At 56.3% G+C, this 15,478-nt stretch carries 12 protein-coding genes; 9 read left to right on the top strand and 3 right to left on the bottom strand.

The window, feature by feature from the left end:
• The first annotated feature begins 18 nt into the window (after positions 1-18).
• The 6 genes from rlmD (at position 19) to queE (ending at position 8,832) form a co-directional block, all read left to right on the top strand.
• Positions 19-1,347, top strand: coding sequence for a 23S rRNA (uracil(1939)-C(5))-methyltransferase RlmD (gene rlmD, locus ACLIBF_RS04970; RefSeq protein WP_031374733.1), 1,329 nt, complete (start codon positions 19-21; stop codon positions 1,345-1,347).
• A gap of 20 nt (positions 1,348-1,367) precedes the next feature.
• Entirely contained in the window at positions 1,368-3,599 is a 2,232-nt protein-coding gene (relA, locus tag ACLIBF_RS04975; protein WP_031374734.1) for a GTP diphosphokinase, read from the top strand.
• A 115-nt stretch (positions 3,600-3,714) separates the two neighbouring features.
• Positions 3,715-4,503: a nucleoside triphosphate pyrophosphohydrolase gene (gene mazG, locus ACLIBF_RS04980; RefSeq protein ID WP_031374735.1), complete on the top strand. Its 789-nt coding sequence runs from the start codon at positions 3,715-3,717 to the stop codon at positions 4,501-4,503.
• A gap of 229 nt (positions 4,504-4,732) precedes the next feature.
• Positions 4,733-6,370 carry a glutamine hydrolyzing CTP synthase gene (gene pyrG / locus ACLIBF_RS04985; protein ID WP_031374736.1) on the top strand — a complete coding sequence of 546 codons (1,638 nt, stop codon included), beginning with the start codon at positions 4,733-4,735 and terminating at the stop codon, positions 6,368-6,370.
• A 76-nt stretch (positions 6,371-6,446) separates the two neighbouring features.
• Complete coding sequence (gene eno, locus ACLIBF_RS04990; protein ID WP_069728892.1) at positions 6,447-7,742, top strand: phosphopyruvate hydratase; 1,296 nt, start codon at positions 6,447-6,449, stop codon at positions 7,740-7,742.
• A 418-nt stretch (positions 7,743-8,160) separates the two neighbouring features.
• The gene (queE, locus tag ACLIBF_RS04995) at positions 8,161-8,832 is read left to right on the top strand and encodes a 7-carboxy-7-deazaguanine synthase QueE (protein WP_279810389.1); all 672 of its coding nucleotides are present in this window, start codon (positions 8,161-8,163) and stop codon (positions 8,830-8,832) included.
• A 132-nt stretch (positions 8,833-8,964) separates the two neighbouring features.
• Here queE and queD read toward each other — a convergent pair whose 3' ends face one another.
• Entirely contained in the window at positions 8,965-9,324 is a 360-nt protein-coding gene (gene queD, locus ACLIBF_RS05000) for a 6-carboxytetrahydropterin synthase QueD (RefSeq protein WP_448309450.1), read from the bottom strand.
• Between the two features lie 299 nt (positions 9,325-9,623).
• Here queD and cysJ point away from each other — a divergent pair, with 299 nt between their 5' ends.
• The 3 genes from cysJ to ACLIBF_RS05015 are packed head-to-tail and all read left to right on the top strand — an operon-like array spanning position 9,624 to position 13,884.
• The gene (cysJ, locus tag ACLIBF_RS05005; RefSeq protein WP_279810391.1) at positions 9,624-11,432 is read left to right on the top strand and encodes an NADPH-dependent assimilatory sulfite reductase flavoprotein subunit; all 1,809 of its coding nucleotides are present in this window, start codon (positions 9,624-9,626) and stop codon (positions 11,430-11,432) included.
• Positions 11,432-13,153: an assimilatory sulfite reductase (NADPH) hemoprotein subunit gene (cysI, locus tag ACLIBF_RS05010; RefSeq protein ID WP_448309451.1), complete on the top strand. Its 1,722-nt coding sequence runs from the start codon at positions 11,432-11,434 to the stop codon at positions 13,151-13,153. The genes cysJ and cysI overlap by 1 nt, the downstream gene beginning before the upstream one ends.
• The gene (locus ACLIBF_RS05015; RefSeq protein WP_448309453.1) at positions 13,150-13,884 is read left to right on the top strand and encodes a phosphoadenylyl-sulfate reductase; all 735 of its coding nucleotides are present in this window, start codon (positions 13,150-13,152) and stop codon (positions 13,882-13,884) included. Before cysI ends, ACLIBF_RS05015 begins: the two co-directional genes overlap by 4 nt.
• Positions 13,885-13,935: 51 nt before the next feature.
• Here the strand turns inward: ACLIBF_RS05015 and ACLIBF_RS05020 are convergent, their stop codons facing one another.
• Positions 13,936-14,220 (bottom strand): YciI family protein, encoded by a 285-nt coding sequence (locus tag ACLIBF_RS05020; RefSeq protein ID WP_031374742.1) that lies wholly within the window; start codon positions 14,218-14,220, stop codon positions 13,936-13,938.
• 9 nt (positions 14,221-14,229) lie between these two features.
• Entirely contained in the window at positions 14,230-15,243 is a 1,014-nt protein-coding gene (locus ACLIBF_RS05025; RefSeq protein WP_031374743.1) for an aminopeptidase, read from the bottom strand.
• Positions 15,244-15,478: the final 235 nt, after the last annotated feature.

Below are 15,478 nucleotides of genomic sequence, written 5' to 3' on the forward strand. Positions count from 1 at the left end.
AAGAGAATTAACAACACTATGGCGCAATTTTACGCTGCAAAACAGCGCGTGGCGACGCAACAACGCCTTACCGTCACCATTGAAGAGCTTGATCCGTTCGGACAGGGTGTGGCGCGTCATAAAGGCAAAACCATTTTTGTCAGCGGTGCGCTGCCTGGCGAACAGGCAGAAATTACGCTGACAGAGGATAAACGGCAATTTGCCCGAGCGAAAGTGACGCGGCTGTTAAACACCAGTCCGGCGCGCGTCACGCCGCGCTGTCCGCATTTTCAGCGTTGCGGTGGCTGCCAGCAGCAGCATGTGGAAGTGGCACTGCAGCAGCAGAGCAAAGCCCGGGCGCTGAGCCGGATGCTGAGCCAGGCGGCACAGCAGCCGGTGGCGGTTGATGAGGTGATTGCCGGTGAGCCCTGGGGCTATCGCCGTCGCGCCCGGCTGGGCCTGCAGTGGCACAACAAGCAGCAGCGCCTGCAGATGGGCTTCCGCCAGGAAGCGAGCAACGATCTGGTCGATATCCAGCAATGCCCCATTTTGATGCCCGAACTTGAGGCATTGATCACGCCGCTGCGCCAGTGCCTGAGTGGCTTACGCGCCGTCAGGCGCCTCGGCCACGTTGAGCTGGTGCTGGCGGACAACGGTCCACTGATGATCCTGCGCCATCTTGATGCGCTGCAGGCGGAAGACCGTGAAAAGCTGGAACAGTTTTCGCATAAGCATCAGCTGATGCTGTTACTGGATGCAGGTGATGAGACATTAACGCCGTTAACCGAAGCGAAGCCGTTTTATCACTCTCATCAACTTAAGCTAACCTTCAGTCCACAGGATTTCATTCAGGTAAATGATGCGGTGAACCAGCAGATGGTGGCACAGGCGCTAAGCTGGCTCGATCTGCAGCCGGAAGACCAGGTGCTGGACCTGTTTTGCGGTATGGGAAACTTCACACTTCCTATCGGAATCTTCGTACAAAATGTAGTTGGTGTGGAGGGCATTGCAGCATTAGTACGGCAGGCAGCGTATAATGCTGAGCTGAATAATCTTAAAAATGTTCGCTTTTTCCAGCATAACCTGGAGGAAGACGTGTCGCGCCAGCCGTGGGCGGCACAGGGATTTAACAAGGTATTACTCGATCCGGCTCGTGCCGGGGCTGCTGGCGTTATGGCGCATGTGGTTAAACTTGCACCAGAACGCGTGGTCTATGTTTCGTGTAATCCCACCACACTCGCGCGTGACAGCCAGACATTGCTGTCAGCGGGCTACCAATTGGAAAGGGTCGCGATGCTGGATATGTTCCCTCATACCCGTCATCTCGAATCCATGGTGCTGTTCAGAAAAACAGAAGCGATGGGCTAAGTCGCTGTGCAGGAGAGGATATGGTTGCGGTCAGAAGTGCGCATTTAAATACTGAGGGGGAATTCGCCCTCGACCAGTGGATCGCCAGTCTCGGTATTGCTAACCCGCAATCATGTCAACGCGTCGCCGAAACCTGGCGCTACTGTGAAGCGCAAACCCAGGGCCATCCCGATCAGTCGCTGCTGCTGTGGCGCGGCATCGAGATGGTCGAAATCCTCTCGATGCTCAGTATGGATATTGAAAGCCTGTGTGCGGCGCTGATCTTCCCGCTGGCTAACGATGAAGTGGTGAGCGAAGAAGATCTGGAAAAAACCATCGGCAAAGGCATTGTCTCGCTGGTGCATGGCGTGCGCGATATGGACGCGATCCGTCAGCTGAAAGCGATTCACAATGACTCGATGGCGTCTGAGCAGGTGGATAACGTCCGCCGGATGCTGCTGGCGATGGTGGAAGATTTCCGCTGCGTGGTGCTCAAACTGGCCGAACGCATCATGAACCTGCGCGAAATGAAAGACGCGCCGGAAGATGAGCGAGTGCTGGCGGCTAAAGAGAGTACCAATATCTATGCGCCGCTGGCCAACCGGCTCGGCATTGGTCAACTGAAGTGGGAGCTGGAAGATTACTGCTTCCGCTATCTGCATCCCGACGAATACAAACGCATCGCCAAACTGCTGCATGAACGACGCATTGACCGTGAGCAGTACATCGACAACTTCGTCAACAATCTGCGTAAAGAGATGGCCAAAGAGGGCGTACGTGCCGAAGTCTATGGCCGGCCGAAGCATATCTACAGTATCTGGCGCAAGATGCAGAAGAAGTCGCTGGCTTTCGATGAGCTGTTCGACGTGCGGGCGGTGCGCATCGTCGCTGAGCGCTTACAGGATTGCTACGGCGCGCTGGGCACGGTCCACACGCTTTATCGTCATCTGCCGAGCGAGTTTGATGACTACGTGGCAAACCCCAAGCCAAATGGCTACCAGTCAATTCACACCGTGGTGTTAGGCCCGCAGGGTAAAACGGTGGAGATCCAGATCCGTACCCGCCAGATGCACGAAGATGCCGAGCTGGGCGTAGCGGCGCACTGGAAATATAAAGAGGGGCCGACTTCCAGCAGCGCACGCGGCGCAGCGGGGCATGAAGAGCGTATCGCCTGGCTGCGTAAGCTGATCAGCTGGCAGGAAGAGATGGCGGATTCCGGTGAACTGCTGGAAGAGGTGCGCAGCCAGGTGTTCGATGACCGGGTGTACGTGTTTACACCGAAAGGGGATGTGGTGGACTTGCCCGCCGGCTCAACGCCGCTCGACTTCGCTTACCACATCCACAGTGACATCGGTCACCGCTGCATCGGCGCAAAAATCGGCGGCCGTATCGTGCCGTTTACCTATCAGCTGCAGATGGGCGATCAGGTTGAAGTGATCACTCAGAAACAGCCGAACCCGAGCCGGGACTGGCTCAACCCTAACCTCGGCTATATCACCACCAGCCGCGGCCGGTCAAAGATTCACAACTGGTTCCGCAAGCAGGATCGCGATAAGAACATCATCGCCGGACGGCAGATTCTGGATAACGAGCTGAATCAGCTGGATATCAGCCTGCGTGAAGCGGAGAAGCTGCTGCTGCCGCGCTATAACGTTACTTCTCTGGAGGAGTTGCTGGCGGCGATTGGTGGTGGTGATATTCGCCTTAACCAGATGGTTAATTTCCTGCAGGCCCGGCTCAACAAGCCGAGCGCCGAAGAGCAAGATCGCGAAGCGCTGCGCCAGTTGACCCAGAAGTCCTACACGCCACCGTCGCGCAAAGAGAGCGGGCGCGTGGTGGTCGAGGGCGTGGGCAACCTGATGCACCACATTGCACGTTGCTGCCAGCCGATTCCGGGCGACGATATCGTCGGCTTTATTACCCAGGGGCGCGGTATTTCGATTCACCGTGCCGACTGTGACCAGCTGGCTGAGCTGATCTCCCATGCGCCGGAACGCATCGTTGACGCGGTATGGGGTGAAAGTTACTCCAGCGGTTATTCGCTGGTGGTACGGGTGACAGCCAACGATCGCAGCGGGCTGCTGCGCGATATCACCACCATCCTCGCCAATGAAAAAGTCAATGTACTGGGCGTGTCGAGCCGCAGCGATACCAAAAAGCAACTGGCGACTATCGACATGGATATCGAGATTTATAACCATCAGGTGCTGGGACGGGTACTGGCACGCCTGAATCAGGTCTCTGATATCATCGACGCCCGCCGTTTACACTGACACTACTGGCCGCCGGTCCGGTTTTCGCCGCAGAGGCGAACGGCCGGGCTGGCGTGCTGCACTTCAGGCGCCGTATACGCGCCACTTCAAGACCAACCGCAAAGGATTTTCCTGAATGAACGCCATCGATCGCCTGCTTGGCATTATGAAAACCCTGCGCGATCCGCAACACGGCTGTCCGTGGGATCGTGAGCAGACCTTCGCCACCATCGCCCCGTATACGCTGGAGGAGACCTATGAAGTGCTGGACGCTATCCAGCGCGAGGATTTTGACGATTTGCGCGGCGAACTGGGCGATCTGCTGTTCCAGGTGGTGTTTTATGCCCAGATGGCCAGCGAGCAGGATCGCTTTACCTTCGAGGATATCTGCCACGCCATTAGCGACAAGCTGGAGCGCCGTCATCCGCATATTTTTGCTGACGCCAGCGCGGAAACCAGCGGCGAGGTGCTGAAAAACTGGGAAGCGATAAAAACTGCCGAGCGGGCGGAAAAAGCCCAGCATTCGGCGCTGGACGATATTCCCAGAGCATTGCCGGCGCTGATGCGCGCCCATAAAATCCAGAAGCGTTGCCACAATGTCGGCTTTGACTGGGACACGCTGGGGCCGGTGGTCGCCAAAGTGCACGAAGAGATCGATGAAGTGATGCACGAGGCGCAGCAAAGTGTGGTGGACAGCCAGAAGCTGGAGGAGGAGATCGGTGACCTGCTGTTCGCCACGGTGAACCTGTCGCGCCATCTTGGCAGCAAAGCTGAAACCGCGCTGCAAAAGGCTAATGACAAGTTTGAGCGTCGCTTCCGCCAGGTTGAAGCGATCATTGCCGCGCAGGGGCTGAGCATGCCTGGCGCCACGCTGGAACAGATGGAAGCGGCCTGGCAGCAGGTGAAAATCAGCGAGAAATGCTGATTATTCCAGCGCTGTGTATAAAATCGCCGCTTGAGCTTACACGATTCAGCGCGGCGACAACTTTGTGACGTACATCAACATTTCATTAACGGCTATCCGCTATGTTAGCCGCAGCACTGCGTTGGAGGATGGCTGTGATTCATCAATTGTGGCTGATAGCGGTTTCCAGTATACTGTTTTCCCGTCCTGGTTATTCCACCGTCTTTAAACCTAAACTCTCAGGTTCAGCATGACAACGAATTATATTTTTGTGACCGGCGGGGTCGTATCCTCTCTGGGTAAAGGCATTGCCGCAGCCTCCCTCGCAGCCATTCTCGAAGCCCGTGGTCTTAACGTGACCATCATGAAGCTGGACCCGTATATCAACGTGGATCCAGGCACCATGAGCCCGACTCAGCACGGTGAAGTTTTCGTCACTGATGATGGGGCTGAAACCGATCTGGATTTGGGTCACTACGAGCGCTTCATTCGCACTAAAATGTCGCGTCGTAATAACTTCACCACTGGCCGTATCTACTCTGAAGTGCTGCGTAAAGAACGTCGCGGCGACTATCTGGGTGCCACTATTCAGGTGATTCCACACATCACCAACGCCATTAAAGAGCGCATCATTGAAGGCGGCGAAGGCCACGATGTGGTGCTGGTCGAAATCGGCGGCACGGTCGGCGATATCGAATCACTGCCTTTCCTTGAAGCCATTCGTCAGATGGCGGTGGATGTAGGCCGTGAGCACACCATGTATATGCACCTGACGCTGGTGCCGTATATGGCAGCAGCCGGTGAAGTGAAAACCAAACCGACCCAGCACTCGGTCAAAGAGCTGCTCTCTATCGGTATTCAGCCTGACGTGCTGATCTGCCGTTCTGACCGCGCCGTTCCAGCCAACGAACGCGCCAAAATCGCGCTGTTCTGTAACGTGCCGGAAAAAGCGGTTATTTCGCTGAAAGATGTCGATTCGATTTACAAGATCCCGGGCATGCTGAAGTCGCAGGGCCTGGATGACTACATCTGCAAACGCTTCAACCTGAATGCACCGGAAGCCAATCTGGCCGAGTGGGAGCAGGTGATTTACGAAGAAGCCAATCCGGGCGGTGAAGTCACCATCGGGATGGTGGGCAAGTACGTTGAATTGCCGGATGCCTACAAATCGGTGATTGAAGCGCTGAAGCACGGCGGCCTGAAAAATCGCGTCACCGTGAACATCAAACTGATCGACTCGCAGGATGTCGAATCACGCGGTGTCGAATTACTGAAAGATTTGGATGCGATTCTGATTCCAGGTGGCTTCGGTTACCGTGGCGTCGAAGGCAAGCTGATGACCGCGCAGTACGCACGTGAAAATAACGTGCCGTATCTCGGCATCTGTCTTGGCATGCAGGTGGCACTGATGGAGTTCGCCCGTAACGTCGCCGGGATGGAAGGCGCCAACTCCACTGAATTTGTGCCAGACTGTAAATATCCGGTAGTGGCGTTAATTACCGAATGGCGTGACGAAAACGGCAACGTTGAAGTGCGCAGCGAGCAGAGCGATCTGGGCGGCACCATGCGTCTGGGCAGCCAGCAGTGTCAGTTAACGCCGGGCAGCCAGGTTCGCCAGCTGTACGGTTCTGACACCATCGTTGAGCGCCATCGCCATCGTTATGAAGTTAACAACATGCTGCTGAAGCCAATTGAAGCAGCCGGTCTGCGGGTTGCGGGTCGCTCAGGGGATGATCAACTGGTTGAGATTATCGAAATCCCGAACCATCCGTGGTTTGTGGCTTGCCAGTTCCACCCGGAGTTTACCTCGACACCACGTGATGGCCATCCGTTGTTTGCCGGCTTTGTGAAAGCGGCACATGAGCATCAGAAGCGTTTAGCGAAGTAAGATTCACGAGCAGCGCGCGAACTTTTCGCGCGTTGTTTGTCTTAGGATTGACTAACTTGTACTGAGGAAAAACGTAATGTCCAAAATCGTAAAAGTCATCGGTCGCGAAATTATCGACTCACGTGGTAACCCGACTGTTGAAGCAGAAGTGCATCTGGAAGGCGGTTTCGTTGGTCTGGCAGCAGCGCCATCAGGAGCTTCTACTGGTTCACGCGAAGCACTGGAACTGCGTGACGGTGACAAATCTCGTTTCCTGGGCAAAGGCGTGACCAAAGCTGTTGCTGCGGTAAACGGCCCGATTGCTGAAGCGGTAAAAGGCAAAGACGCGAAAGATCAGGCGAACATCGATAAAATCATGATCGACCTGGACGGTACTGAGAACAAATCCAACTTCGGTGCTAACGCCATTCTGGCCGTGTCACTGGCGGCGGCGAAAGCGGCGGCAGCCTCTAAAGGTCAGCCACTGTATGAGCACATCGCTGAACTGAACGGCACCCCAGGCAAATATTCTATGCCACTGCCAATGATGAACATCATCAACGGCGGCGAGCATGCCGACAACAACGTTGATATCCAGGAATTCATGATTCAGCCGGTTGGCGCTTCAAACGTGAAAGAAGCGATCCGTATGGGTTCTGAAGTATTCCATAACCTGGCGAAAGTGCTGAAAAGCAAAGGCATGAGCACTGCGGTAGGTGACGAAGGTGGCTATGCGCCAAACCTGGGTTCCAACGCTGAAGCGCTGGCCGTTATCGCTGAAGCGGTAAAAGCAGCAGGCTACGAGCTGGGCAAAGACATCACGCTGGCGATGGACTGTGCGGCCTCTGAGTTCTACAAAGATGGCAAATACGTGCTGGCCGGTGAAGGCGGTAAAGCCTTTACTTCAGAAGAGTTCACCCACTTCCTGGAAGATCTGACTAAGCAGTATCCGATCGTCTCTATCGAAGATGGCCTGGACGAATCAGACTGGGATGGCTTCGCGTATCAGACTAAAGTTCTGGGCGACAAAATCCAGCTGGTGGGTGATGACCTGTTCGTGACCAACACCAAAATCCTGAAAGAAGGTATCGAAAAAGGTATCGCTAACTCCATTCTGATCAAATTCAACCAGATCGGTTCTCTGACCGAAACGCTGGCAGCGATCAAAATGGCGAAAGACGCGGGCTACACTGCCGTGATCTCTCACCGTTCAGGCGAAACCGAAGATGCAACCATCGCTGACCTGGCGGTAGGTACTGCAGCGGGCCAGATCAAAACCGGTTCAATGAGCCGTTCTGACCGTGTTGCTAAGTACAACCAGCTGATCCGTATCGAAGAAGCGCTGGGTTCTAAAGCGCCATTCAACGGTCTGAAAGAAGTTAAAGGTCAGTAATGACTGTGCGTTGATGTCGCGTTAAGTGACATTATCGGCCTCTGAAGCCCCGCCTTGTGCGGGGCTTTTTTGTTGGTGGCGGTGTGCGGACGCGGATGGCAAGGCCCGATCGCAAAGACGCAAAAGCGTCATCCCTGCCGGCTCGGCCCGCGTGATTACACACCTCATCCCTGAGGTGCGCCCGTTACCGGGCCAACGCTTTGCGTTGTTCAAAAACGCTCCCGGCATTTTTGTCCTTTGCGCGGGACGCTTTGTTATTCGATCCTTGCCATCCACCTTTTGAGCCTGTTAGCCGTCTGAAGTCCCTCTTTGTGACGTTTTAGCTTTTGTCCGGCGCGGAGAAAAGGCACAACGCGTGGTTGAGCTGCGCGGCAAATCTGCCATAATCAGCGCCCTGTTTTTTTCAAGCGAGTCCGTAATGCAATACCCGATTAACGAAATGTTCCAGACGCTACAGGGCGAAGGTTTTTATACCGGCGTACCCGCCATCTTCATCCGCTTACAGGGATGTCCGGTGGGCTGTAGCTGGTGTGATACTAAACATACCTGGGAAAAGCGGGCGGATCGGGAAACGTCGCTGGGCGATATTTTAATTAAAACCGTGGAAAGTGATGCCTGGGGCGATGCCGATGCGGCAACCTTGCTGAACGCCATCCAGCAGCAGGGCTGGACCGCGCGCCATGTGGTGATCACCGGCGGTGAACCGGCGATTTACGATCTGCTTCCGTTAACCACGGTACTGGAGCAGCACGGCTTCCAGTGCCAGATTGAGACCAGCGGCACCCATGAGATCCGCTGTTCTGAACAGACCTGGGTGACGGTTTCACCCAAGGTTAATATGCGTGGCGGCTACGATGTGCTGCCGCAGGCGCTGGTTCGGGCCGATGAAATCAAACATCCGGTGGCGCGCCAGCGTGATATCGAGGCACTGGATGCGCTGCTGGCCAGCCTTGATGACGCGAAATCGCGCATCATTGCCTTACAGCCGATCAGCCGCAAAGATGAAGCGACCCGACTCTGCATCGAGACCTGCATTGCGCGCAACTGGCGTTTGTCGATGCAAACCCACAAATATCTCAATATCGCCTGACAGAAGCGGGCGGTAGGCAGCGGCACCTCAGCCATGGGGTGACCGGGCAGGCGTGCGGTCCGCAGGGGAGTTAACCGTTTCGGGGAATCAGGGGAGCAGCAGCGCCGGATCGAAGGGTTCGATCCGACAGCGTTAACCGCGGTAGACGCAACCGGCAGTACAGGTCTCTTTGATCATCACTGCGCTGAGCAGCGGCAGGCGAGGCTTCATCTGATCCCAAATCCATTTTGCCAGCACTTCGCTGGTCGGGTTTTCCAGCCCAGGAATATGATTGAGATAGTAGTGGTCGAGACGATCGTAGACCGGCTTAAACGCCGCTTTCAATTCGGCAAAGTCGATCACCCAACCGGTGTGCGCATCCACTTCGCCGGTAATCTCCAGACGAACCAGGAAGGAATGACCGTGCAGACGACCGCATTTGTGTCCGGCCGGCACATTAGGTAAATGGTGTGCGGCTTCGAACTGGAACTCTTTAAATAAAGTGGTAGACATAGTGGTTCTCAGACATTAAAAAACCGCTAAATTCTACCTGATAACCGTATTTTTCGCACTCAGATCACACAATGCGCCCGCGTTGTGGCCCATTTCCTTCCCCGGTCCCAGCTAATTAACTGATATATCGCCGCTTTACTTACCACTTTTGCCGATTAATCCTACCAGGAAAACCATTTAGTCATTTTGGTTATTTGATATGTCGAAGGTGTATTTAATCGTTAATATACGGGCCGGTAACCTACGCACTCTTCCGCCATTTTACGGTCCGGACTTCTGATACTGGAATTTTTAACGCGATGACGACTCAGGCACCAGGTTCACTGCTTCCGCTCTCCCCGGAACAACTCGCTCGCTTACAGGCGGCGACGACCGATTATTCCCCCACCCAGCTGGCGTGGCTGTCAGGTTATTTCTGGGGCAGGGTAGAACAGACCCCGGGTAACGCAGTGGCCAGCGCCCCGGCACCGGCCGCAGCAGAAGCGCCAGCGATTACGTTGCTCTCGGCTTCGCAAACCGGCAATGCCCGCCGCCTGGCTGAACAGTTGCGTGATGACCTGCAGGCAGCCAGACTGAATGTAAACCTGGTGAATGCCGGCGATTATAAATTCAAACAAATCGGTCAGGAAAAGCTGCTGGTCGTGGTGACCTCCACCCAGGGCGAAGGGGAACCGCCGGAAGAGGCGGTGGCACTGCATAAGTTCCTGATGTCGAAAAAGGCCCCGAAAATGGATGGCGCCGCGTTTGCGGTGTTTGGCCTGGGCGACACCTCTTATGAGTTTTTCAGCAAAGCAGGCAAAGATTTTGACAGCCGGCTGGCGGAACTGGGCGCAGAGCGGTTGCTGGATCGGGTGGATGCTGACGTTGAGTATGCCGATCAGGCCACCGCCTGGCGCAGTGCGCTGACAGAGATTTTAAAGCAGCGCGTGCCGACCGAATCACCGACGCAGGCCGCCGCCACTGCCGCGGGCAGCGTCAATGAAGTCACTACCAGCCCGTACACCAAAGAGGCGCCGCTCAGCGCCACGCTGGCGGTGAACCAGAAAATTACCGGTCGCGATTCTGACAAAGATGTCCGCCACATCGAAATCGATCTTGGTGAGTCAGGTCTGCGCTACCAGCCCGGCGATGCGCTGGGTGTCTGGTATGAAAACGATAGCGCCCTGGTCAGCGAACTGCTGGAACTGGTCTGGCTGAAAGGGGACGAGCCGGTTGAGGTACAGGGCGCGACCCTGCCGCTGGCCGAAGCGCTGCAAAAACATTTTGAGCTGACGGTTAATACGGCGCAGATCGTCGCGCAGTATGCCCAGCTGTCGCGTGATGCCGAGCTGCTGGCGCTGGTCGATGATAAAGCCCGGCTGCAACAGTATGCGCAGCGCTATCCGATTGTTGACATGATCCGGCTGGCGCCGGCGGAACTGAGTGCAGCGCAGCTGACCTCACTACTGCGTCCCCTGACGCCGCGGCTCTACTCTATCGCTTCTTCGCAGGCGGAAACCGATACTGAAGTGCATATCACCGTCGGTGCAGTACGCTTTGATATTGAAGGTCGCCAGCGCGGCGGCGGCGCCTCAACCTGGCTGGCCGATCGGGTCGAAGAAGAGGGCGAAGTGCGGGTGTTTATCGAGCACAACGATAATTTCCGCCTGCCCGCTAACCCGGACGCACCGGTGATCATGATTGGACCAGGCACCGGCATCGCGCCGTTCCGCGCCTTTATGCAGCAGCGCGAAAACGACGGTGCCAGCGGCAAAAACTGGCTGTTCTTTGGCAATCCACACTTCACCGATGATTTCCTCTATCAGGTGGAGTGGCAGAAATATGTGAAAGAGGGTCTGCTGACCCGAATCGATCTGGCCTGGTCACGCGATCAGGCAGAGAAGGTGTACGTACAGGATAAGATCCGCGCCAACGGAGCGGAAGTGTGGCGCTGGTTGCAGGAAGGCGCGCACCTTTACGTCTGCGGCGATGCGAATCGCATGGCGAAGGACGTTGAGCAGGCATTACTGGATGTGGTGGTCGAGCACGGCGGAATGGATCGTGAAGCGGCCGACGAATTTTTAAGTGAGCTGCGCATTGAGCGCCGTTATCAGCGAGACGTTTACTAATGAGCGAAAAACACCCTGGACCGCTGGTTGTAGAAGGCAAATTAGCCGACGCTGAGCGCCTGAAGAAGCAGAGTAACTATCTGCGCGGCACCATTCGTGAAGATCTCGAAGAGGGCCTGACCGGCGGCTTTACCGGCGACAACTTCCTGCTGATCCGTTTTCACGGTATGTACCAGCAGGACGACCGCGATATTCGTGCCGAGCGTGCTGAGCAGAAGCTTGAGCCGCGTCATGCGATGATGCTGCGCTGCCGTCTGCCGGGCGGGATTATTACCCCAACGCAGTGGCTGGCGATTGACAAGTTTGCCAGCGAGAAGACCCCGTATGGCAGCATCCGTCTGACCAACCGTCAGACCTTCCAGTTTCACGGCATTCTGAAAAAGAACGTTAAACCGACTCACCAGATGCTGCATGAAGTCGGACTGGATGCACTGGCAACCGCCAACGATGTTAACCGCAACGTGCTTTGCACCTCTAACCCGGTGGAGTCGGAACTGCATCAGGAAGCGTACGAGTGGGCGAAAAAACTCTCTGAGCACCTGCTGCCGCGGACCCGTGCCTACGCTGAGATCTGGTGGGATCAGGAGAAAGTCGCTACCACCGATGAAGAACCAATCCTCGGTGAGACCTATCTGCCGCGTAAATTTAAAACTACCGTGGTGATCCCACCGCATAACGATGTGGATCTGCACGCCAACGATCTTAACTTCATCGCCGTGGCCGAGAAGGGCAAGCTGGTGGGCTTCAACCTGCTGGTCGGTGGTGGACTGTCGATTGAGCACGGTAACAAAGCCACTTACGCCCGTACCGCCAGCGAGTTTGGTTACTTCCCGCTGGAGAAGATCCTTGATGTGGCCGAAGCGGTGGTGACCACCCAGCGCGACTGGGGTAACCGCACCGATCGTAAGAATGCCAAAACCAAATACACCCTGGAACGCGTCGGCGTTGATACCTTCAAAGCGGAAGTGGAGAAGCGGGCTGGCGTCACCTTTGAACCGATTCGTCCATACGAATTCACTACCCGTGGCGATCGGATTGGCTGGATTAAAGGCATCGACAATAAATGGCACCTGACGCTGTTTATTGAGAATGGTCGTCTGCTGGACTATCCCGACCGTCCGCTGAAAAGCGGTGTGGCCGAGATTGCCAAAATCCACCAGGGCGATTTCCGCCTGACGGCCAACCAGAACCTGATTGTGGCGGGCGTGCCGGAAAGCGAGAAAGCGAAGATTGAAGCGATTGCCCGTGCGCATGGGCTGATGGAAAACGTCTCGGCGCAACGTGAGAACTCAATGGCCTGCGTCGCGTTCCCGACCTGTCCGCTGGCGATGGCTGAAGCTGAACGCTTCCTGCCTGCCTTCGTGACCAAAGTCGAAGCGATCATGCACGGTCACGGCGTGGGTGATGAGCACATAGTGTTACGCGTTACCGGTTGTCCCAACGGCTGCGGCCGTGCCATGCTGGCTGAACTCGGTCTGGTTGGCAAAGCGCCAGGCCGCTACAACCTGCATATCGGCGGCAATCGCATCGGCACACGCCTTCCGCGAATGTACCGTGAAAACATTAACGAAAACGAAATTCTCGCCACCATTGATGAACTGGTGGGACGCTGGGCCAAAGAGCGCCATGCCGCTGAAGGCTTTGGTGACTTCGTGATCCGCGCGGGCATCGTTGCGCCTGTGCTGGACCCGGCGCGCGATTTCTGGGAGGAGGCAAAATGAGTCAGATTGACCTCGCAGCACTGAATGAAATGTCCAAAGTCCAGCGCGCGATGGCGCTGGCGGCCACCAATGCGCAGCTGGAGAAGTCGTCTGCTGAAGCGCGTGTGAGCTGGGCGCTGGAGAATCTGCCGGGCGCCTATGTGCTCTCCTCCAGCTTCGGCATTCAGGCGGCGGTGTCACTGCATATGGTGACGCGTCAGCAGCCCGATATCCCGGTGATCCTCACCGATACCGGCTACCTGTTCCCGGAAACCTATCGCTTTATTGATGAGCTGGCAGACCAGCTCAATCTTAACCTCAAGGTGTTCCGTGCTGAGACCTCACCGGCCTGGCAGGAAGCGCGCTACGGCAAGATGTGGGAGCAGGGCGTTGAGGGAATTGAGAAGTACAACGACATCAATAAAGTGGAACCGATGAATCGCGCACTGGAAACGCTCGGTGCGCAGACCTGGTTTGCTGGCCTTCGTCGCGATCAATCCGGCAGCCGGGCCAATCTGCCGGTGCTCGGCGTGCAGCGCGGGGTGTTTAAGCTGCTGCCGATCATCGACTGGGATAACCGCCAGATTCATCAGTACCTGCAGCAGCACAATCTGAAATACCATCCGCTGTGGGATCAAGGCTATCTGTCGGTCGGCGATACCCACACTACCCGCAAATGGGAGCCCGGGATGGCAGAAGAAGAGACGCGCTTTTTCGGCCTCAAGCGCGAGTGCGGTCTGCACGAAGGGTAACGGTTTTGTGTCCGGCTTCTCTGCGGTTATGCCGCCAGAGAAGCCGGTTGTTTATAGATCTTTCAGGCCCGCAAACTCGGTCGCCGCCCGCGTAACGTTCACGCGGGTCACCGTGTAGTGCGCCACCGCAACAAACGGATCTTCCGCCAGCAGCGCATCCAGCTGCTCGCGCGGCATCTCTTTCAGCAGCAGTAACCCGCCGGTCCGCGGATCTTTGCGTCCCGCTGCGATCACTGCTCCAGCATCAAAATAGCGATCCAGCCATGCAATATGCGCTGCCAGCAACGCTTCTACTTCTTCCATCGGACGAAAATAATCGAGAGACACGACGTACATAACCGTTCCTTAGACTTTAGGGTTAGTGAGCTCACTCAGCAGCGGCAGCAAAACGTTAACGCTGTCGCGGGTGCGGACGGTAATCCGGCCGGGCAGCCAGCGGTCGAGGTAACTGAGGTTATCCCGATCGGTCTGATGTCGGGTGGTACCCTCAGGAAAATGGCTGCTGCGATGACGCTGCTGCGCCCCGTCCTGGTTGCCCAGCGTCCAGTTGCTGGCCGTCACGTCAAGCAGCGGAAAGCCCGCTTTATCAAAGGCGTTCAGGCCGTCGGCATCCTTGCGGTTTAACTGATGACTGGCGGCAGAAATGCCGTGCTGGCGCGCCAGTAGTAGGGCGCGTTCGCTGGTCTGCTTGCGTACCGCTCGTGGCGTATTCATTCCGCTATTGAAATAGAGGTGATCGCCGGTAATCAGGCTGTTGAGATCGATCACCAGCAGGGTGTTCTTCTTCTCTCTGGCGCTCATCCGTTCAACGTAATCGTCCATACCGTGCATCTCCGCCTCACCGGCACTGAGCGCCACGAAGCGCACGCCGTAGTGCAGTGGTCGCTGACTGAGCTGTTGCGCCAGTTCCAGCATCACGCCGAGGCCTGAGGCGTTATCATCCACCCCCTGCAGGCGAAGGCCGCCGAGGTTCTGGTTAGTCTGACTGCTGTTGTGCGGCGTCCAGGTATCCAGATGCGCGACGATCAGAATCTCCTGCGGTTCACTGCCGGCGCGGGCCGCAATCACCGAGGTCGCCGTCAGCTTACGCCAGCGTAACTTGCCGTCGTTTTCCTGCCAGTTATAGCCGGTGTTGAACTGCCGGGTATTGGTCTTGAAACCGAGTGCGGTAAATTGCTGTTGCAGATAGTCGGCCGCCATCAGTTCGGCTGGACTGCCGGTCATCCGGCCAGGGAACCAGGTGGCGATGTGGCGAACCTGCTGTTCGGCAAAGTGGCCGGGCTGGCTGGCAAGTGCCAGCGGGGAAATTAGCGCGCCAATTAAAACCGCCGCCGCCCTCAATCGGAGGGAAGAAAACATAGTGCATCCTTTTTCATTTTTCAGATACCGGTCCGGCATGCTGCACCGGGCCCGTCATGCCGGGCGCTATTATAGCCTTTTTGCTGCGGTGCACTATCGACAGAATCAGGCCGGCTGGCGTAGCGAACGGCGCTTCGGCTGGCCATTGTCTGTTTTTGATGGAGGACAGCCGGTTTTTTGCGGCCTCCGCCAGCCGATAATCTGTGAGCACGGTCACGGATAACCCATTAATTAT

This window comes from Pantoea sp. PGP6 (genome assembly GCF_053474785.1).